Below are 20,041 nucleotides of genomic sequence, written 5' to 3'. Positions count from 1 at the left end.
GTGCTACCGGTCAGTGACCGGCGCCGGAGTGGCCGTGCTCGGGCGAGCCGCCGGTGGTATCGCCGGGAGTCGCGGCTGGTGCTGCGGTGACTGTGAACTCTGCGGTGCGGACCTGCCCGGCCACCTTGAAGTCCAGGTACAGCAGGTACGTGCCGTCGGTGGGTGCGGCCGCCATGAAATCGATGTTGGGGCCGGGCTGGGTGACTCCGTCGCCCGGCTCACCCATCGGGTGCACGTGCAGGTAGCCGAGATCACCTACACGCAGCGCCACCAGGTGCCCATAAGCGGCAAGATATGGCTCGAGCGTATTCACCGGCTGCCCCGCGCGCGTGACGGTGAACGTCAGGGTCGAACTCGTGCCGACGCCGAGCGACCCGTCGAGTGTCACGGTGTAACCGTCGACCGTGGCGACAGCGGATACGGGCGGCAGCGGCCTCGGTACGAAGTCGCCGGCGACCGAAGTGGTCGACGTCAGCGTCACATTGCTGCCCAGTTCGCTCGGAACGACGTCGGCGTAGAGCCTGTAGGAGCCTGCCGCATTCCACCGCCACGGCAACGACCATGATCCGTCACCGTCGTAGGTGGGGTGCACATGCCGGAACTCGGCACCGTCGCTACGGACGACGATCAGGTGCAAGTCCTTATCGTGGGCGGTGTCGTACTCGGTGACCGCAGCTCCGCCCGGACCGGTCAAACGGAACGACAGCTTCCCGTCCTGCCCGATCGCGCCGGGGGCTACCACGTCGCGGATCTGATAACCGCTGCGTTCGATCGACAGACCGGACATCTCGACCGAGGACGGCGATCCGGTGGTGTCGGAGTGGTGTTGTGCTCCGTGATCCATCTGCGCTTCCTCTGCTTGCTTCGTCCACGACGCGGACGCGTCCGTGGGGATGAATGCGCGGGCGCCGACGAAGCCGACGACGAAGATCGCGGCCAGGCCTAAGACGTACAACCCGAGCTTGGATGGTGCGCGCATGTCAGGTGCGCACCCCGGTGTACCCGGCTGCCTCGACGGCAGCCAAGACCGCAGCGTCGTCAAGTTCGCCCGCGCTGGTTACCGTCAGTATGCCTGTGGCTGACGATATTTCGATGTTCTCGACCCCGCCGATCTGGCTGACTTCCTGGGTGATGGCGCCCTCGCAATGTGCGCAGGACATTCCGGTCACTTGGTACGTGGTCGTGGTCATGGGCTCCTCTTCACATTCTGCTTGGATACCCCATGGGGGTATGCGGTGTACGTACAACACCATACCCCCATGGGGTATTTAGTCAAGCCGGCCGGACCGCATGCTTGCGCGAGGGTGTCGCCTTACGTCCGAGCTGAACCATTGGATGGCGGGCAAGCCCTGCCGGCGGCGGTGGGCGGAACCCGGGACGAGACTCAGTGGGCCGGAACCGAAATCTCGGTGGTGCCCTCGCCGGGGGGATCGTTGGCTGCGGCGGCTCTCCGACTGATCACCGAGGTGGGGAGCACCTTGATCGGCCACCAGAACCAGCGTCCCAGCAGCGCCGCTACCGTCGGGGTCATGAACGCGCGGATCACGAAGGTGTCGAACAACAGGCCCAGACAGATCGCAGATCCCACCTGACCGATGGCGATCAGGTCGTTGGTGATCATTGAGCCCATGGTGATCGCGAACACCAAACCCGCCTGCGTGGCCACAGTCCCGGAGCCGGCGACCCCGCGGATGATCGACGTATTCAGGCCGGCGTGCAACTCTTCCTTGAACCGCGACACCAGCAGCAGGTTGTAGTCCGATCCCACCGCCAACAAGATGATGACGGTGATCGGTAGCACGAACCAGTGCAGCTGCTGGCCGAGAATGTGCTGCCATAAGAGCACCGAGAGCCCGAACGATGAACCCAGCGAGATCGCAATCGTTCCAACGATCACCGTAGCCGCGACGATGCTTCTCGTCATGACCAGCATGATGATCAAAATCAGACTGAGCGCCGCGATCACGACGATCATCAGGTCGTACTTCGTGAACTCCTCGATGTCGTGATAGGTCGCAGCGGTACCGCCAAGATAGAGCTCGGACCCCTCCAGCGGCGTGGTCTTGATGGCTTCCTTCGCCGCAGCCAGCTCCGCCGACGTCGTGGCGATCGCTTCAGGTCCCGCCGGATCACCCTCATGGGTGATGATCATCTGCGCAGACCTGCCGTCCGGTGATACCAGCAGCTTGAGGCCCTTCTGGAAGTCGGCGTTGTCGAAGGCCTCCGGCGGCAGGTAGAAGTAGTCGTCGTTTTTCGCGGCATCGAAGGCCTGACCCATGGCCGTCGCCGTGTCGGTCATGCGACTGATCTGCTCGATCAGCCCGTTGAAGCTGCTGTGCAGGGTCAGCATGGTGGACTGGATGTTCTTGGCAATTGCGATCATCGGCGGCAACTGCGCAACCAGCTGCGGCATCAGCTCATCCATCTTCTCCAGATTGACCAACATCGACGACATGTTGTCGCTGAGCTTGTCGATTCCGTCGAGGCCGTCGAACAATGACCGCGTCGAGAAGCAGATCGGGATGTTGGCGCAGTGCGGTTCCCAGTACAGATAATTCCGCATTGGCCGCCAGAAATCGTCGAAATTGGCCATGTGGTCGCGCATTTCGTCGGCGGTCGCCTTCAAGTCATTTGCATCGCCGACCATGTCGTGGGTGATGTCGGCCTGTTGCTGCATGAGGCCGTGCATGCGTTCCATGATGCCGATCATCGCACCGAGTTCGTCGGTCATTCCGAGCATATCGCTCATGCGGTCCTTCATATACTGCAGGTTCTCGGTCATCGACACCGACTGCATGCTCACCTGGAACGGAATCGAGCTGTGGTCGATCGGCACCCCCAAGGGGCGGGTGATGCTTTGCACTCTGTTGATTCCCTTCACCCGCAGAACGTTTCTCGCGATCCTGTCCAGGATCAGCATGTTGGCGGGGGTGCGTAGATCCTGATCGGCGACGACCAGCAGGATGTCCGGGTCCATTTTGGCCTTCGAAAAATGCCTGTCCGACGCCTGATAGCCCTGAATGGAGGGCATCCTGTCTGGGACGTAATACCGGTCGTTGTAATTCACCGTGTACGACGGCAGCACCCCTAGACCGATCAGCGAGACGATCATCGTTACGACGAGAATCGGTTTCGGCCAGCGCACAAGGCCGGTGCCGATCCGGCGCCATCCCCGGGTCTTGATCTTGCGCTTTGATTCGAGCAACCCGAAGCGGGTGCCCACCAGCAGCACCGCCGGAGTGAGCGTGAGTGCCGTGGCGACGATGACAAGCATGGCCACGGCGTTCGGAATACCCACCGCTGCGAAGTACGGCAGCCGGGTGAACGTCAGGCAGAAAGTCGCACCGGCGATCGCCAAACCCGACCCTAGGACGACATGCGAAACGCTATGATATGTCGTGTAATAGGCCGCAATACGATCCTGGCCGGCCGCCCGCGCCTCGTGGTATCGGCCGAGGAAGAAGATCGCGTAGTCGGTCGCTGCCGCGATACCCAGCATCGTCAGCAGGTTCACCGCGAGATTCGACAATTCCATGATTTGGTAGTGCCCGAGGATGGCAACCACGCCGCGCGCGACACTGAGCTCGACAAAGACCGTGATCGTGACGAGCAACATCGTCGCGAAAGAGCGATAGATGATCAACAGGATGAGAGCGATGATCGCGAAGGTGATCAACGTCATCATCAGCTGGCTCTCGTCAGCGGCGGAATTCAAATCCATCGTGAGCGCGGCCGGACCGGTGACGTAAACCTTCAGCCCAGGCGGCGGATTGCTGCGATCGACGATTTCGCGCACCGATTCAACGGACTTCTTGGCTGGCGTCGTCCCTTGGTCACCAACCATATTCAACAACACGTAGGCAGCCTTACCGTCCATGCTCTGCGATGCGCCCGCCGTGACGCGGTCGCCCCAGAAGTCCTGAACGTGGTCGACATGCTCTCGGTCGTCCTTGAACTGCGCGACCAGGCCACGGTAGTAGTCGCGCGCCTCATCGCCGAGTTCGGTATCGCTTTCCAGCAGCACCATGACCATGCTGTCGAAGCCGAACTGATCGAACTCTTCGCCCAGCTTCTTGAGCGCCGCATAAGACGGCGCATCCTCGGGCGCCAGCGAAACCAAGTTCGCTTGGCCGACCTTTTCGAGCGACGGCACAACGACACTCACCGCCACCATCGCTACCAGCCAGGCCACGATCATCAGACCGGGCACCCGGCGGACGGTCGACGCGATGCGGGACGCCTTGGCAGCGGCCATGTGTTTGCTCATGCGGATTTCACCAAGCAGAAGACCTGGGCGTTATGGGCGGTCGCCGACTGCTCGTCGCGAACGACGCCATTGATGGTGATCCGGCAGCCGAGCGTGCCGCTGTCGCCCTGCGCGACCACATTGGCGAAGACCGACATCAGTCTTGTCGAGATCGTGTACGACCACGGCAATGTGGTGAAGTTCGCACGCTGCGGCTGAGCATGCTCGTCGAGGAAGTTCGCCTGGCCTGTCGTTCCCGAGGGGCCGAACACCTCATAGATCACGTCTTTGGGAATGACGGGCTCCGATCCATCCCTGATGGCGCTCGGACCGGCTGTCGTGGATCCGGCGACCCCTTGCAGCCGAATCACCGCAAACACTGCGACCGCGACCACTACTACCACCACCATCGGTATCCACATGCGCTGCACGACCCGAAACATCTCTCGTCCCTTCAACGTCTGCCATATCGGCGTGAACAACCGCAGAATCGAGGCGCTGCCCGCCTGCGCCAACGTGTTTCACCTCTGCCGTGGAGCGTACACCCCATACCCGTAGGGAGTATATGCAGACATGCACGCGACTGTTGACGCTCGCAGTTGAACGCCATGGGATTGCCCCAGTGGACGTGCATTCCAAAAGTGTTGCGTCGCAGGCACGTCCAGCATGGTCCCGGTGTCAGTGACCGGGCCATGTGCAGGATCGGGTGACGTCACGGCTGTGCCGGGGCGAGATGATGGCGCGGCTGGCCACGACAACTGCTGCAGCGGTGATGTTTTGATTGCGGTCCGGATGGATTCCGAGGCGCGGACAGGTGTGACGTGTGGGCTGACGGCACAGAGGCGACTTTCCCCTGACGCCCGGGGGGTCGTACCATCCGCGCTATACCCACTAGGGGTATGGTTCCCAGAGGGGCTTCGCCGTCATCCGGGGCAGGTTCACGTGGGAAAGGCGACGCAGTGGCCAAGATCGGATCAATCGCCTCGGTCGCCACGCTTTTGGCAGCGGTGTCGATCGCCACCGCCGCTCCGTCTACCCCTGCACCATCCGGCGCCCGGTCAGCCCAGGATGTCGTCGACTTTCTGCAGAAGCATGGCTATGAGGTGATTCTCGACAAGATGGGCACGCTGCCACTCGATCAGTGTGGTGTTGCCGCCGTCCGGCCAGGCCGCGCGATCTCGTCGATAGATGCAACGGGCGGTGATCGGGAGGAGCTATTGAACGGTTCGAGCGCGTATGTCCTCGCGCGATGCTGACAGACTCCACCCCGGAGAGCCGTATCACTCGACGACGGCACAGCCTCGCGGGCCGACGGGCCGAGGGATGCCGCTGGCGGCTTCGCCGGGCTCTGCACCAGCACCGTCCGCGGCCGGGGCGAGCCGAACGGTAGCGAGCCTGCGGATTATTGGAAATGATTCTACTGCAGGCAGATTCAGCACGGCAGCAACGGCGCGGAGCTTGTTCAACGCAGTGATCGTCGCCGCGCCCACTTCCTAAACGGCGGCGAGCCGCCGCAAGGAACGCCCCGCCGCGCTACGCGCCCCGTCGATCTCGTGAGCCTGTCGTTGATCGGTCGCCAGAGACGTGTGCGGTGAGGCTTCTCCTGCGGAGAGGGCCCGCGGTCAAAGGGTCAAGGGTTTTACCGAAGTGGTCGTTCGGCCGGGCTGTCGGGCTGGTTCGTTGGGGACTGCGCTCTGTGTCGGTTGGAGTCCGGCGACGAGATTGAAGGCTCCGGTGAGGACGTTGAGGGCCACGATGCCCACGACGTCTGTGATCTGCCGGTCGGTGTAACCGTGTTGGCGCAGGCCGGTGATCTGGTCGTCGGTGATGGTGGCCGGCGCCGTGTGGACCTGGAGGCCGAAGGCCACGATCGCGGCAATCGCAGGGTCGGCGGAGGTGCCTTCGCGTGCCTTCGTGATCTCAGCGTCATCCACCCCTGCGGCGCGCGCTCCGTTGGTGTGCGCGGCCAGACAAAGAACGCACCCTTGGTGGTGTTGCACGGCGAGGGAGATGCGTTCGGTGATCTGCCGAGGCAGCTTGGATCGCTTCATCGCCCGGCTCAGGTCGAGGTAGCCGCCGAGGACGGCGGGTGAGTGGGCCATGGTGGCGACCATGGAGCCGACTTCGCCGTGGCGGGCGAGAAGGTCGCTCAGTAGTCTCCGCGCGGCGCCCTGGGCGGTGTCCGGGGTGAGCGGGGGAAGCCGTGTCATCAGATTCTCCTTCGATTCTGGGTGTCGAACACGCCATGAGCGGTCGTTCGTGGCAGGAGCCGTCCGATTCGCGCGCGCCCGGCTTACTCCGTCGTCGTGTGGCGGGCGCGGGCGACCTGGGCCGACGGGATCACGAGGACGGGGCGGCTCGCGTGGTGCAGAACGCTCGCGGAAGTGCTGCCGAGAAGAGTGGCGCGGAGTCCGCGGCGGCCACGGGAGCCGATCACGATCAGCGACGCGTCGACCTCGTCGGCGGCGCCGGCGATGGCCTCGGAGGCCGTGCTCATCGTCGAGGAGACTCGTGGCTCGGCAAGCAGACCAGCATCGCTGGCGTGCTTGGCTCCCTCCGCGGCGATCTGGGCGGCGGCGTCGTGAGTGGCCGCGTCGAATTTCTGCAGCTCTTCGAGGGCGGGGTGGCCTTCCAGATGCGCGGAGACGCTTTCCAAGGGTTGACGGGCGTAGAGGATGACGGCGTGGGCGCCGGGCAGCAGGCGGGCCGTGTGATCGATGGCCGCGCGAGCATCCGGGGACCCGTCGTAGGCGATCAGGATCGGCGTGTCGGTGTTCATGGTGTACTCCCTGGTGGTGAGGTGGTCGTCGGGTGGCGACTGGGTCAGCGGCAGGTTTCGGAAGAGCAAGCGCTCTGTGTCCGACGTTCGTTGAAGACGATGTCGACGGCGCATGCGGCCAGACAACGCAAGACGTGCCGGGTGGTCGTTGACTGACCAACGGCGACGTGAAGAGGGCGAACGGTGCCCATGCGAGGACCCTTTCGATTAGGGGTGATCGGTGTTCGGGCGGGTTTTGGGTTGGTGGGCGGCAAGTACCGTTGGCGTGATGCCGCCCACCGGTCGATCAGGTGGTCGTGTCGGACGTGGGCTGTGGCGCGTCGGCGCTGGATGGATTGCGGCGCAGGGTGATTGCGGCCAGGAGCGCGCCAGCCAGGGCGATGGCTCCGGCGCCAAGGAAGGCGGCGGAGAACCCGTCGGTCAGGGCGATCGCATTGCCGAGCTGATCGGCACCGTAGGAGGCGGCCAAAGCGGTCATGGCGGCGAGGCCGAGGGCGGAACCGACCTGGTAGCTGGTGTTGACGATGCCCGCGGCCAGGCCGCCCTCCTCGGGCGGGGCGGAGGAGATCGCGGTGCCCAGGGAGGGGATGAACGCCAGCGACATTCCGAGCGCGGCGACCAGCGAGGCGGGCAGGACGTCTACTGCGTAGCTGCCGTTCGGGCTGATCAGCGATAGCCATCCCATCCCGGCGGCGAGAATGGCCAGCCCAGTGACGATGAGCGCCTTCGGGCCGAACCGGTTGATCATCGCAGGGGCGAGCACGATCATGCCGATCATGATCAGCATCGTCATCGGTACCAGCGCGGCACCGGAGGGGAAGGCGCTATAGCCCAGGACCTGCTGTAGGTAGAGGTTGAGGAAGAACCACATCGGAATCCAGGCACCGCCGAGCAGCAGTTGGGCGAGGTTGGCCGCCCCGAGGTTGGGGGTACGCAAGATCGACAACCGCATCAGTGGCTCCCGGCGCGAGGCCTGGATGATGAAGAACACGACCAACAGCGCAGCGCCGATACCCAGCGCCAACCAGGTTCCGACTGCGGCCCAGCCGATCTCGGGGGCCCGCACGACCCCGTAGACCACGGCGGCCAGGCCGCCGGTAACGGTCAAGGCGCCGAAGACGTCCACCGAGCCGCGGCCACCGGCACCACCGGCCGGCATCAGCGCCGGGGTGGCGGCTAGCGCGACCAGCGCGACGGGGATATTGATATAGAAAACCCAGGGCCAGGACAGGTACTGGGTGATCACGCCGCCGAGGAAGACGCCGGCGGTACCCCCGGCAGGTGCGGCGGCGCCGTAGAGCGCCAGCGCCTTGGTCAGCTCCTTGGGCGACGAACCGAACAGCATCATCAACAAGGTGAGTGCCGCCGGCGCGATCAGGGCCGCGCCGACCCCCTGAACAGCCCGTCCGGCCAGCTCGATGCCGACGGTGCCGGCGGCGCCGGCAACCGCCGAGCCGACCAGCAGAATGCCCCAGCCGGTGCCGAACACACGGCGGGCACCCAACAGGTCCGACAGGCGGCCGCCAAGCAGCAGCAGACCACCAAGGGCGACGACGTAAGCATTGAAGACCCAGGACAGGTTCTCCTGAGTGAGCCTGAGATCGGCCTGCATTTGAGGCAGAGCCACGCCGATGATCGAGGTGTCCATGATGACCATGAACTGGGCGGCGGCGATCAGAGCAAGGGCCCACCAGCGGCGATTGGTCGGTGGCGCCTGCGTTGCGGATGACATCGGTTACTCCGTACCGGTAGGGAACAGACCCGACGAGTGCGCTGGGTCCTGTTGTGATTTGTCAAGGGCGTCAGTCGGATTCCGGCTTCGTTGACGGCATGTGCTGGCGTCCGGGATCATGCGTACCATACCCCCGTAGAGTATACAAAAATACCGTGGGGGGGTATGGTGAACTGATGATCAAGTCGACACTGAGTCGAGCGGGGGAGTAGATGCCAGCCCACGGAAACCACACACCGCACGGCTACATACAGCGGAAAGACGAGTACCTGCGCCGACTACGGCGTATCGAGGGTCAGGTCCGTGGTCTCCAGCGGATGGTCGAGGAAGAGGAGTACTGCATCGACATCCTCACCCAGGTCTCCGCAACGACCAAGGCGCTGCAGTCGGTTTCGCTCGGCCTGCTCGAAGAGCACCTCAGCCACTGTGTGGTCGACGCGGCTCGAACCGGCGGCCAGCAGGCCGACGAGAAAATCCAGGAGGCCTCCGACGCCATCGCCCGCCTGGTCCGCTCTTGACCTGGAATCGCGCAGGTACTGCCGACTCCCGATGAGCGCACCACCGCCGACGGCCGGACCCAACGCCTCTACTACCGGGGGCTCCAGCGAGGGCGGCGCCCGACCAGAGCGCGGTGATCCTCGCGTCGCGGTCTTCCTACACCTGCAACGGCTCTTCGACCCTGGCTGCCTTGGCGGGGTGGGCCAGGCCTAGAGCCAACCGGGCCGACGCGGAGCCCTCTGACTTCACCCGAGTATCACAACGGCTTAGGAAGCTGATATGTCGACACCACACCAGACCACCTCGCCGCGCAACCCCGGCAGCGGCGACATCGATGCTGGCCGCGCGTTCGCCGACAAGCCTCATCCGGGACTTGTGCTCAGCGCTCTGCTATTGCTTGGCGCCCTGTGGGGCAGCGCATTCCCGCTGATCAAGATCGCTGCGCCAGCTTTCGGCCCTGTCGGCACCACCCACGTCCGGCTGGCCGTGGCCGCGGTCGTGCTCGCCGTGATCGCCGCCGCTCGCCGCGACGTCTGGCGCGGGGTGCACCAGCGGTTCGGAGCATTCGTGCTGCTGGCCGCCCTCAACGTCGCGGTCCCTCTGACCCTTGTGGCCACCGCCATCGTTGGGCTCAACGCCTCGATGGCAGCGATTCTGAACGCCACCACCCCGATGTTCACCATCCTGGTCGCCGCGGCCTGGCTCGGCCAGCGCATCACCTGGCGCAGGGTACTCGGTGTCGCCGCCGGCGTCTTCGGCGTGGTCATCCTGCTCGGCGGCGCCCCACTGCCCCCAAGTACAGGCACCGCCCTGGCTGCCGGGGCATCCCTGGCCGCAGCACTGTCCTATGCCCTGGGCGGCACGTACGCCCGGCGTGCCTTCCCCGACACCGCACCGATGACGCTGGCGCTGGGCCAGCAATTGGCCGCTGCGGCCCTGCTGATTCCGGTGACCGTGGCCGCCACCTGGGCGGCACCGCCCCGGGGGCCAATGACCGCCGCCGCGATCGCAGCGGTCGCGGTGCTCGGGGTGGGCGCCACTGCAGGCGGCTACCTGCTCTACTTCTGGATCATCCGCCACGCCGGTCCTGTCGCCGCCTCAACGGTGACCTTCCTAGTCCCGATCGCGGGCGTCGGGCTCGGCGTGGGCTGGCTCGGCGAACCCCTCACCGCAGCACTGGTGCTGGGACTGCTGGTCATCGGCACCGGTGTCGGTCTGCTCACCTTCGACACGCCACGCACCATCCGCACACCCGCTGACCCGCCGGCGGTACCGCGGCCGTCTCAACAATCCGTCATCCCGCCCCAGAGTGGTAGTAGTTTGCCTTCGAGCGGCTCCCGGATCCGAAAACGTTCGTGAACACACCGGGATGGCAACTCCCGCGGCGTATGCCGAAATTTGGACGACGGCCATGCTGCCACCGCAATAGCCCAGCGGCCGCGCCGGCCGCGAAGCAACGACGATACCTGCGCTGCGTTGCGGGTTCTCGTCATTGCGTGGAAATCGCTGACTGTCACCCAGATTGATGAAGTCGCCCGCTGACGCACCCAGGCCGAACATCTCGCCACGATCATCGCTCCCGGCGAGGCAGCACGGGCGACTGGCTGGGGGTCTGCCCGGGATGTGAACGGCGCCGCGTGAAAGGACGCGCCACCTTGGAAATCCGACAATGGGTCAACCGCTACCTCGCCCACGAGTCGTATGGTCAAGCTCGTGGCCCTACGGGGTGGCGCAATCACGCCGTAGCGATCAGGAACGTACGAGTCGTGCGATCGCAGCGGAGGCCTCAGCCAGCTTCCTGTCGGCCTCGTCACCGCCCTCAGCGACCGCGCGGGTCACACAGTGGTCGAGGTGCTCGTCGAGCAGGCTCAGCGCCACCGAGCGCAAGGCACTGTTGACCGCGCTGATCTGGGTCAGAATGTCGATACAGTACTTGTCGTCGTCGATCATCTTGGCGATGCCGCGAACTTGACCTTCGATACGGCGCAGCCGCTTAGCGTGGTTATCTTTCTGCGCCGAGTATCCGCGTGAGGTCGTCATCTAGCCTTCCAATGTCTTCACCGAGGCCTCGGCCGTAGTGCCCATCCTGCCCCAGGTGGTGGCCGAGTACCGACTGCAACTCACGAATCCGGGCGAGGCACGACCGCAAGAGCAAAGAAGCCGCCAGGCACCATGAGGCCATGCTACCTACCCCCGTGGGGTACAGAAACAATCCGTGCCGGCGGGTTGCCGTTGACTTGGATCGTCCCTTCATCGCCCGAGAGGCGCCGCACTACGTCCGAGCCGTCAACGATCACAGGTTCGTGGCATGAGCCGTGCATGACTGGTGCTCGATCACGGCATCGGTCTCTTGTCCGTCGATCTTGGGGCGCCGTCTCAGTACGTCTGGATCCAGTCGTTCAACGGGCAACGGATTGCTCAACTTGGTGCGCCTTGAGCCGCTGCGGAAAGCCGCGTGATCATTGGCTGAGAAGGCACGAAGACCTCGCCGCACCTTCGTGCCGTCAGCGGCATCCGAAACCGTTGTGGTGGAGAGGATTATTCCCTTCTAGTTGTCCCCATCCGAGGCGTACGTCGCTTGGTCTTCACCATGTCCACAGCGGCCCTCCGCCCCTATCCGATCTGTAGGCATTGGGATACAACCGATTTCGAGAAATAGCTGGCCGGTTATGTGGTCTGGCGACAGACGGTCGACTTGCCCATTGATACCCGGGGGGCGTATGGTATTAATACCCCCGGGGGGTACATTCTTCGCGCGCTGTGGGGCCGTTCACTACGAAAGGCGACGTCGTGACCAAATTCAGACTCAACCCTCTCCCCGAAACGCTATTGGACGCTGCGGTGGCGCCGACGGTCGCCAGGCGGGGTTGGGATGTCGTCGATCCCATGCCGACGGTCGTACGTAATGTGATTCGTGGCGAGATCAGCACGGCGCCAATGGGTCAGTCTGACGATGCTGTCATGGGTTTGCCGTTCGACGCGCAGATCGTGCGCTCACGGAAGACCTCGTCGATCGCGGCTCTGATGGGCACGTGGTTCTGGTGGCCGACGGATGAGCGTCCGCGTGGGGCCCCGAAATCATGGCCCAAGGTCGCCCAGGAGACGACGGCATGAGGCGGCGGATGATCGCCGGGTGGGTATCGGCGATGATCGCCGCGCCGATCACCCTGGCGCCTTCAGCATTAGCGGATCGAGACACCGATTTCGCCACCGAGTTGCACGGCTTCGGGATCTACGGCCAGCGCGACTACAACGCGTGGCTGGCCAAGATCACTTGCAAACGCCTGACCGTCGGGCTGGACGCCGACGCCACCGAGTCGGCGGCCTTCCTGTCCGGCAACCTGGCGCGGACGACGAGTGCCGAACAAGTCTGGCAATTCCTGGGTTCCGGGCTACGTCTGTACTGCCCCGAACACCTTGGCAAGCTCACCGCGATGTCGTCCAGTCACACGGAGGTGCCATAGCCATGAACCGCATTCGATGGACGATGCGTGTGCTGCTGTTGATCATCACGGCATCTGCCGCGACGGCACTGCTTGTGTCGCCGCGGGTGTTCGCCGACGCGACCGACGAGTACCCGATCCCGAGCAAGCAGATCGAGACGCAATGCGATGCCGAGCAGTACCTTGCGGCAGTGCGAGACACCAGCCCGATCTACTTCGAGCGGTACATGCTCGATAAGAGCAATCGGCCGCTGGACGTACAGCAGATGGCCGAAGACCGCGTCCACTGGTTCTACTCGCTGGATGCCGCGGGGCGGCGCCAGTACTCGGAGGACACCGCCACCGACATCTACTACGAGCAGGTGGCCACCCGCTGGGGCAACTGGGCGAAGGTCTTCTTCAATAACAAGGGCGTGGTTGCCAAAGCGGCCGCGGTCTGTTTGAACTATCCGCGCGGTGACCTGTCGGTGTGGGACTGGCCCGTCGCCCGTTGACTCCTACGAAGTGGCTGCAGTTCCGCGCGCCTGGAGGCGGTGGTGGGGCAACGTCGTCGAACTGTTCGAGGGACCAGCTGGTCCCGACCAACGCTGATCGCGAGCTGGCCGCCCACGACATGCGTGCCCCGGTGAACCGGCAGTTTGCGGTCTGGACACCAGCGTGGCTGTCGCCACGGATTGTGCCGCCACTTGGCGGTGTGCTGGCAATCAATGCCGTCACTCCTGATGGGAATGCACATTGGAGTACGTGTTGCGAAGGGCAGGGGAGCGGGCGCGATACGCCTTCGTCGTCTGCTGCACCCCAAGGACATTCGATGCGCTCCCGCATGGCATTTCACGCGAATGTGCGACGGCTTCATCGGTCTGGACGAGCTGGTCGACGTCGTTTCCGTCTAATTCGGGCCGGGTCCACTGAAGCCTCTTAGGCCTCTACATCCTCGAACGTCGTTGAGAAACAAGTCCCTACTGCACTACGGAGAAGCCATGTCCGACAACAAGAAATCGACGTGCAGCTGCTGCTGCAGCGGCCCACCCCAACAGTTCGACACGACGGTCATCAATTCCGCGGCAAAGAACCTCCTCGACCCCGCAACGGACGAGACGACCTGCCCCGTCATGCCCGGCGCATCGGTGAATAAGGCAGCTGCCGAAGCCGCGGGCCTGTTCCGTACTACCGCGATCGACGGTATTGGCTGTGTTGCAAAGGATGTGGACCACGATTCGATCGTGATCCCGACAAGTACGCCGGTACGGCGTGACTGACACCGATCGGCACTGCACCCGCGCCCGAACCGATATTTGGGACTTCTCCAAGGAGCGCACAGCATGACTGACCACGAGGACTGTTAGATAGCGAACCTCACAACGACGTGCGCGACGACCACGCCGACCACGTTGGCCATGTCGGTCTGCCGGCCGGGGGCATGCTGGTCAGGGGGCGACCACGTCGCTCAGTTCCGGAAGCTTTGCTGGATCAACCTGATCATCGCTATACCGGTCGTCGCGTTCTCGACCATGTTCGCGATGCTGCTCGGCTACGACAAACCTGACTTGCCAGGCGCCCAGGGGGATCGTGCCGGTTCTCGGCACGGTCATGTACGCCGTCGGCGGGCGTCCGTTCCTCACCGGAACCGTCAGTGAATTCCGTTCCGCAAACAGGGAATGATGCTGAGCGGCGTGGCGATCACCGTCTCATTCTTCGCCCCATGGGGCGCGAGCTTGCGCCTCCTTCACCGTGAGCTGGAGTTCTGGTGGGAACTGGCGCTGCTGATCGTCATCATGTTGCTCGGCCACTGGGTGGAGATGCGCTCGCTGGCGCAAACCACGTCTGCCGGCAGCAGCGTCTCCGCCGATGGCAATCGTCGATGGGCGCGCGGACATGGACGAATCGATGGTGACCGGGCGAATCGCGGCCCGTGGCGTCGGGAGTCTGTAACGGCCGGAACCGTCGCCACCGATTCCGAATTGCGGGTCACCGCTACCGGTGATGACACCGCCCTGGGCGGGCATCCAGCGCCTGGTCGCGAAGGGGCAAAATTCGTCCTCTCGAGCCCGGCGTCTCCGTCAGCAGAGCCGCAATTTAGTGGCCGTGGTCGTGATCACCATGGTCATGCAACGGCTCTGCTGCCGGCGGTGGGAATGGGACCAGTGTCAGCACCTGTGCCGGTACTGGCGGCCGGGTTGATATCGCCGGCGTGCGCGCGGGTTCGATGGCCGGTGGCGGAGCGGTCGGCTCGGCGTGACCGTGATGGCCGTCTACGTGCCCTGCGCTCGTGCCGTGGTGACCGGCCCCTGCTTCTGCACCTGAAGGCGCATGATGGCCGTGGCGCAGTCCCGATGCGACACCGACCGCGGACGCCAGCGCGACCACACCAGCCGCGCCGAAAAGAATTACCGCGCTGGCGAAGCCCGGCACGGGCACCCCTTGCAGGCCCTGGTGCCACACCCAAGCGGCTCCCATCACGACATAGATCTGCAGTAGCAGGGCGCAGAGGTCTGCGGCTTGGACCAGTTCGGCTGAACCGGCGTGTGGCCCGAATGGCGCACCGGCGGTCCTGGACAATGCCCACAGCGCAATTGCGCCGACGTTGGCCATGATGCCGAGAGCTAGCACGGGGGTCGTGGTGCGGGCGAGAACCAAACGGGCCCATATCAATTGGAAAGTTGCGAGGGATGCGAAGAAAACCCCCGCCGGCATCCACTCGTGCCAGTGATTCGGTACGACGGCGAAGTGAATGACACAAGCGCCGAGCGAGGCCAGCGCGGCAAGACGAGCCGCCAGCCTGCTGTCCGTCTTCGACTCTGCTCTGGGTGCCACCTGCCGATGATCGCAGTATTCTTCGAGCAGCAGCGGTCTGACATCGCATCTCAACCTGAACGAGATTGCTCCGTCACCGGTGTTTTAAGGTACCGCCGCGGGCACGGTGCGTGCCAAGAGTCGCACCCGCGGTTGAGCGGCGACATGCTGCGATGGTCAGGGGTTCGAATCCCCTTGGCTCCACAGTTCGAGACCCCGCTTCGGCCATCGGCCGAGGCGGGCTTCGTCTTGTGCCCCCACACTGCCAGGACCGCAGCGACCGCGAACAGGCTCTCTACCGGCTTGAACGCCGTGTTGTTGACGTAGTTGGGCACGCTACTGTCGTCAGATTTTTGGTCAACAGCTGACGCAATGCGGCATGGTGTCGCGAGTCGCGTTCACCCAGGTGGCAAGTACCGACCGAGTTCTCTCATCAGCGCTGCGCGTTCGGTACAGCACGCTTTCAGCCAACTAGCTAGGAGATGGTTGATGCAAACCCTGATCAACTTCGGTTACTCTCGCCGCCGAAACCGCCGCCATAGTTCGCCCATTCGCTTTCGGTTTGGCCACCCGACGATCACTTGTTGAAGGCCAGTGACAGCGGTACCGCCGGCGATACCGAACCAGACACCGGCATAGAACAGGTCTTGCGAGTCCTGCTCAATGACGTCGTCGTCCGTACCGCTGATGGCTGGGATGCTCAGTGGCATGCCGTCGTACATTGTGTAAAGCCACTGCGCAGAGTCCTGCGGCGAAAGACTCTCGCGCTCTCCGTTTACGAAGATCGACGAATTCATGCCATCTAGCATGGCCGAAGCGGCGGGCGGCTCGGACCAAGAAAGCCCATTCGCTCGATCGAACATCACCTGTGACATCACCTCGATAGGCGTGGTCTCGGTGGGGTTGTTCGGATCTTCGGGTGGACCCGAGGATGGCCTGACCACGACGGTGGGATACCGAACAAGCGCCTTGGTCCGTGATTTCGAGAAGATCAGTCCTGGAGGACCGGAGATGTCAGCGCGGATGAGAAGAGCGTTGGTTTGTGTCTGCGAGTATGGGCCTTCGTCGGCCATCTCTCCAGTCACCCGGACGACCTTCGCAGTTCGACCCTGGCCAGCCGGGATTTTGCTGTCCTCCGGCTTGCAAGTCAGACCAGGCAGGGTAGCGCACTTTTCGAGAGTTGCCCCGTCCGGAAGATCGAAGCTCGCGTCCCACTTCGTACCTACGGGGAATCCCGGCGTGTCATAGATGGCCGAGATCATGACCCTTGTAGTTTCTTCATTCTCGATATCCGGTAGGGCCAGGAACGGGATTGCTTCCCCCATGTCTGAGGACTCGGTGCCGTGTGATTCCTGCCATTGGACGGCCATTAGTGGGTACCGATCCTCGCCGCTCTTGTAGCTCCTCGCCAGTTCGATTACGACACCGTTATCTGGAAAGGGTTCAAGCCGGCTATCCTCTGGCCGATATCTGAAGCCTGCGGCCAAGGAGACACCAAAGAGGGCGGCCATAACAAGTATCTGGACGAGGACACGTTGGCCGGTATCTCTCTTATAACGACAACTTGCAGTATTCGAGGCGGATGCCACGCTCGACCGCTCTTCCGAGGTCGCCTGCTCCGTGGGCACCGGAGTGTCTACGGGTGGCGAATCTGCCTTTGGTCTTCCTTCGGCTGCGTCCTGCCCGTGTCCTCGTCTTGTTCTTTTGGTCGAATTCTTGCGCGGCCGCGCCCCCCGATTTCGTGCCACACGCGGATGCTAGGGCACGCGCACATTCGTCACCACATGAAGAGACACAAGTTGCCCGATCGCCGTCGTAGCAGGGGCTAGCTTAATCGTGGCCATGGCAAGGGCTATCGGTAGTACTTCGGTCAGCGTCGGATGGCGGTGAGTGCACCGCATCGATCCGAGCCATCAGGCAGTCAGGGCGGTGGCATTCACGACTTGCGACCTCGACGTGACGCCCCATCAGTGCCGGATCCAGTTACTCGAACATCTGCTGCGAGTGGCAAGCCTGATCTCGACCACGACCTGGTTGCGCTGCCGCTGACTCTTGTCACGATCACGAGGCATGCAGCGAAGACCGACGACCTACCATCGGCCGGGGCGGGTTTCGTTGTTTGCGCGGACGGGCAGCTCAGCCTCGCCCGTCGGGCTGATCGTTGTTCTTCTGCGCGCCCCAGCCGTGCACCCGGTCCACCTCGATCAGCGCGCTGACGCGGGGTCGCTCCCGGTCGGGGTACGGCTGCCCCTGATAGTGCTGTGAAAGCGCGTCGATGTCGGCGAGACCCTCGTCGTCGTACATCTCGGCGACGTGTCCGATGAGTGTGAGGTGGGTGTACCAGTCGGTGTCGTCGATGACCGTGAGTGACACGCGCGGCTCATTGCGCATGTGCTGCAGGCGCTTTCTGGCGACGTCCATGTTGACCAGGACGCGGCCGTCGTCCCGCAGGAGGTACCACGTGGCGGCCGATACGGGCTGGCCGTCGCGTCGGACGGTACTGATGACGGCAGGGTTGGGCTTCGACAACATCTTCTTGGCGTCGTCGGTCAGCAGTGGCGATGTCATGTGAAGTGGATGCCCCAACTGTCCCGGCTCAAGCGAGGCGATACTGGGCGCATGACAGCGAAATGGGATGTCGTGGTCGTGGCGCCGTTCGAGCAGGGCATCGAGCAACCCTCGGACGAAGATTTGCAGTCCACCACGACGGACGCGGCCGACGAAGCCGACGCCCGACAGATGTACGCCGAGAAGCTGCAGGCCGCGGGCGGTCAGCGTCACACCGCTGTTCAACTTCGCTGCGACGGGCGCATCATCGAGCGGTGGCCGAGCTAGTCACTTCGCCCGGCGCCGTCCCTCGAGCCACTTGTCGACGGTCTCGCGGGCCCAGCCCTGGTTGCGGCCCACCGTGACGTCGGGTTCCGGGAAGTCCACATAGCCCTTCACGGTCGCGAGGCTGACGCCGAGATATTCGGCGATTTCACCTCGTGACATGAAATGCAGCACCACGGATCGTGAGCCTACCCGACCCCGCGTTGTCATCCTTAAGGACGAAACCATCTCTGCTTTCATCTGCAAATAGGTTGCTTGAAGTGTCTTTTTGTCTGCAACAATAGGTTGCTGAAGCCATCCTTAAAGGGGTTAAAGTGCCGCCATGAACGGCGTCCTCAAGCTGGCTTCCGCCGCTACCGCGATCGCGATCACGACCGCCGCCCCGGCCGCAGGCGACACCGCCCTCTACGTCGGCGGCACCGGCTGGCCCGGCACGCCGACGCACTCACAGATGGCCTGGCTGCAAAACGACGTCTATGCGGGCCGCGACGACACTTTGGTGGGCGTCGGGTATCCCGCCTCACCGGTGCTCATGAACGAGTCGGTCGCCATCGGCGCCAGGCAACTCGGTGATGCGGTCACCGCCACGAAGGGGCCGAAATCAGTCATCGGGGTCTCGCAGGGAAGCCTGGTGCTGCACGAGGAGGAGCGGCGCATCATGGCACTGCCCGCCGCGCGGCGACCCGCCCCCGACGAGCTGCGCTTCGTCTACATCGGCGACCCGGCCCGCCCCTCCGGCGGGGTCGCCAACTGGGTGCCGGAGGGGATACGAATCCCCGCCATCGGCATCACGCGTCCCGAGCCATTGGTCGAAACCCCCTACGAGACGGTGTACGTCACCCGCGAGTACGACGGGATCGCCGACTTCCCCGACCGCCCCCAGAACCTGCTCGCCACCGCGAACGCCGTGATGGGTGTGGCGTATCTGCACCCCTCCTACGGCGTCGACCTGACGGCGGTCCCGGACAGTCACATCACCACGAAGACCAACACCCTGGGCGGTAAGACCACCGAGTACCTGGTGCCCACGAAGAACCTGCCGTTGACTCAGCCGTTGCGTCAGCTGGGCGTGCCGCGCAGCATCGTCGACGAGGTGGACGACCACCTCCGTCCGATCGTGAACGCCGGCTACAAGCGCAACGACCCCAAGCCGACGTCCGGTCGCGACGACGACACGGACGCGACCGACGACGACGCGACGCCCGCGGCGTCGAACACCGACGACGACTCGGACAGCGACCCCACCGAGGGCGGGCCGTCGTAAACTTCCGGGCGTGGCTGCTGATGCGCAGCGGCTCAGCGATCTGAGGCGCCTCCGCAGGGTGCGCGACCGGATCGACCGGGATTACGCGCAGCCCCTCGACGTCGAGGCGCTCGCCCGCGCGGTCCACATGTCCGCGGGCCACCTCAGCCGGCAGTTCAAACTCGCCTACGGCGAATCGCCGTACAGCTATCTGATGACCCGGCGAATCGAACGGGCGATGGCGTTGTTGCGCCGTGGCGACCTGAGCGTCACCGAAGTCTGCTTCGCCGTTGGCTGTTCGTCGCTCGGCACGTTCAGCACCCGATTCACCGAGCTGGTGGGAGCGCCACCCAGCACCTACCGGCAGCAGTGGGCCGACGCCACGGCAGAGCCGCCGTCGTGTGTGACCAAGGTGGTGACCAGACCGGTCAGGAATCGAGAAGCCTCCGCGGCCGCACCCCACTTACGGTGAGGC

The 20,041-nt window shown here is 64.1% G+C and carries 22 protein-coding genes and 1 pseudogene; 11 read left to right on the top strand and 12 right to left on the bottom strand.

Translation table 11 applies throughout. The features are described from left to right. Positions 1-10: 10 nt before the first annotated feature. From G6N30_RS12780 to G6N30_RS12765, 4 genes are all read right to left on the bottom strand, one after another. Positions 11-979: a DUF8832 domain-containing protein gene (locus tag G6N30_RS12780; protein WP_197906171.1), complete on the bottom strand. Its 969-nt coding sequence runs from the start codon at positions 977-979 to the stop codon at positions 11-13. 1 nt (position 980) lies between these two features. Further along, positions 981-1,190 carry a heavy-metal-associated domain-containing protein gene (locus G6N30_RS12775; protein WP_134053304.1) on the bottom strand — a complete coding sequence of 70 codons (210 nt, stop codon included), beginning with the start codon at positions 1,188-1,190 and terminating at the stop codon, positions 981-983. Positions 1,191-1,384: 194 nt separating this feature from the next. After that, positions 1,385-4,267, bottom strand: a complete 2,883-nt coding sequence (locus tag G6N30_RS12770) for an MMPL/RND family transporter (protein WP_407664735.1) — start codon at positions 4,265-4,267, stop codon at positions 1,385-1,387. Further along, on the bottom strand, positions 4,264-4,689 hold the full coding sequence (locus tag G6N30_RS12765; RefSeq protein ID WP_134055229.1) for an MmpS family transport accessory protein: 426 nt from the start codon (positions 4,687-4,689) through the stop codon (positions 4,264-4,266). Before G6N30_RS12765 ends, G6N30_RS12770 begins: the two co-directional genes overlap by 4 nt. 516 nt (positions 4,690-5,205) lie before the next feature. On the opposite strand from G6N30_RS12765, the gene G6N30_RS12760 reads away from it, so the two are divergent. Continuing rightward, complete coding sequence (locus tag G6N30_RS12760; protein WP_134053302.1) at positions 5,206-5,502, top strand: hypothetical protein; 297 nt, start codon at positions 5,206-5,208, stop codon at positions 5,500-5,502. 366 nt (positions 5,503-5,868) lie between these two features. Here the strand turns inward: G6N30_RS12760 and G6N30_RS12755 are convergent, their stop codons facing one another. The 3 genes from G6N30_RS12755 to G6N30_RS12745 form a co-directional block, all read right to left on the bottom strand. Beyond that, complete coding sequence (locus G6N30_RS12755) at positions 5,869-6,456, bottom strand: carboxymuconolactone decarboxylase family protein (RefSeq protein WP_134053300.1); 588 nt, start codon at positions 6,454-6,456, stop codon at positions 5,869-5,871. Between the two features lie 83 nt (positions 6,457-6,539). Then, positions 6,540-7,025, bottom strand: a complete 486-nt coding sequence (locus G6N30_RS12750) for a universal stress protein (protein ID WP_134053298.1) — start codon at positions 7,023-7,025, stop codon at positions 6,540-6,542. A gap of 286 nt (positions 7,026-7,311) precedes the next feature. Beyond that, positions 7,312-8,757, bottom strand: a complete 1,446-nt coding sequence (locus G6N30_RS12745; protein ID WP_134053296.1) for an MFS transporter — start codon at positions 8,755-8,757, stop codon at positions 7,312-7,314. 212 nt (positions 8,758-8,969) lie between these two features. Between G6N30_RS12745 and G6N30_RS12740 the strand changes: the two genes are divergently transcribed. Then, positions 8,970-9,275, top strand: coding sequence for a metal-sensitive transcriptional regulator (locus G6N30_RS12740; RefSeq protein ID WP_134053294.1), 306 nt, complete (start codon positions 8,970-8,972; stop codon positions 9,273-9,275). 259 nt (positions 9,276-9,534) lie between these two features. Then, positions 9,535-10,614, top strand: a complete 1,080-nt coding sequence (locus G6N30_RS12735) for a DMT family transporter (RefSeq protein ID WP_134053292.1) — start codon at positions 9,535-9,537, stop codon at positions 10,612-10,614. A gap of 390 nt (positions 10,615-11,004) precedes the next feature. Here G6N30_RS12735 and ricR read toward each other — a convergent pair whose 3' ends face one another. After that, a complete protein-coding gene (ricR, locus tag G6N30_RS12730; protein WP_134053290.1) occupies positions 11,005-11,295 on the bottom strand; it encodes a copper-sensing transcriptional repressor RicR in 291 nt (96 codons plus the stop codon). Between the two features lie 750 nt (positions 11,296-12,045). On the opposite strand from ricR, the gene G6N30_RS12725 reads away from it, so the two are divergent. The 5 genes and pseudogenes from G6N30_RS12725 to G6N30_RS27235 form a co-directional block, all read left to right on the top strand. Then, entirely contained in the window at positions 12,046-12,369 is a 324-nt protein-coding gene (locus G6N30_RS12725; protein ID WP_134053288.1) for a hypothetical protein, read from the top strand. Further along, positions 12,366-12,719 carry a DUF732 domain-containing protein gene (locus G6N30_RS12720; protein WP_134053286.1) on the top strand — a complete coding sequence of 118 codons (354 nt, stop codon included), beginning with the start codon at positions 12,366-12,368 and terminating at the stop codon, positions 12,717-12,719. Before G6N30_RS12725 ends, G6N30_RS12720 begins: the two co-directional genes overlap by 4 nt. Positions 12,720-12,742: 23 nt before the next feature. Further along, positions 12,743-13,192: a DUF5078 domain-containing protein gene (locus G6N30_RS12715; protein ID WP_234880112.1), complete on the top strand. Its 450-nt coding sequence runs from the start codon at positions 12,743-12,745 to the stop codon at positions 13,190-13,192. Between the two features lie 486 nt (positions 13,193-13,678). Continuing rightward, positions 13,679-13,957: a hypothetical protein gene (locus tag G6N30_RS12710; RefSeq protein WP_407664734.1), complete on the top strand. Its 279-nt coding sequence runs from the start codon at positions 13,679-13,681 to the stop codon at positions 13,955-13,957. Positions 13,958-14,128: 171 nt separating this feature from the next. Beyond that, a pseudogene (locus G6N30_RS27235) lies at positions 14,129-14,768 on the top strand (P-type ATPase); the annotation flags it as partial. Between the two features lie 6 nt (positions 14,769-14,774). On the opposite strand, the gene G6N30_RS12700 reads toward G6N30_RS27235, so the two are convergent. The 3 genes from G6N30_RS12700 to G6N30_RS12690 form a co-directional block, all read right to left on the bottom strand. Beyond that, on the bottom strand, positions 14,775-15,512 hold the full coding sequence (locus G6N30_RS12700) for a hypothetical protein (RefSeq protein ID WP_179965586.1): 738 nt from the start codon (positions 15,510-15,512) through the stop codon (positions 14,775-14,777). A gap of 491 nt (positions 15,513-16,003) precedes the next feature. Beyond that, positions 16,004-16,861, bottom strand: a complete 858-nt coding sequence (locus G6N30_RS12695; RefSeq protein WP_134053282.1) for a hypothetical protein — start codon at positions 16,859-16,861, stop codon at positions 16,004-16,006. 766 nt (positions 16,862-17,627) lie between these two features. Continuing rightward, complete coding sequence (locus G6N30_RS12690) at positions 17,628-18,059, bottom strand: TIGR03618 family F420-dependent PPOX class oxidoreductase (RefSeq protein WP_134053280.1); 432 nt, start codon at positions 18,057-18,059, stop codon at positions 17,628-17,630. Between the two features lie 51 nt (positions 18,060-18,110). Between G6N30_RS12690 and G6N30_RS12685 the strand changes: the two genes are divergently transcribed. Further along, positions 18,111-18,326, top strand: coding sequence for a hypothetical protein (locus tag G6N30_RS12685; protein ID WP_134053279.1), 216 nt, complete (start codon positions 18,111-18,113; stop codon positions 18,324-18,326). Here G6N30_RS12685 and G6N30_RS12680 read toward each other — a convergent pair whose 3' ends face one another. Next, the gene (locus G6N30_RS12680; RefSeq protein WP_134053277.1) at positions 18,327-18,485 is read right to left on the bottom strand and encodes a helix-turn-helix transcriptional regulator; all 159 of its coding nucleotides are present in this window, start codon (positions 18,483-18,485) and stop codon (positions 18,327-18,329) included. A 160-nt stretch (positions 18,486-18,645) separates the two neighbouring features. Between G6N30_RS12680 and G6N30_RS12675 the strand changes: the two genes are divergently transcribed. Both G6N30_RS12675 and G6N30_RS12670 read left to right on the top strand, forming a co-directional pair. After that, positions 18,646-19,587 carry a PE-PPE domain-containing protein gene (locus tag G6N30_RS12675; RefSeq protein WP_134053275.1) on the top strand — a complete coding sequence of 314 codons (942 nt, stop codon included), beginning with the start codon at positions 18,646-18,648 and terminating at the stop codon, positions 19,585-19,587. A gap of 10 nt (positions 19,588-19,597) precedes the next feature. Beyond that, complete coding sequence (locus G6N30_RS12670; RefSeq protein ID WP_134053273.1) at positions 19,598-20,038, top strand: helix-turn-helix transcriptional regulator; 441 nt, start codon at positions 19,598-19,600, stop codon at positions 20,036-20,038. Positions 20,039-20,041: the final 3 nt, after the last annotated feature.

The organism is Mycolicibacterium litorale, assembly GCF_010731695.1.
GTDB lineage: Bacteria > Actinomycetota > Actinomycetes > Mycobacteriales > Mycobacteriaceae > Mycobacterium > Mycobacterium litorale.
The sequence above is the reverse complement of the archived record's forward strand: the minus strand, read 5'-3'. Positions and strand labels throughout refer to the sequence as shown.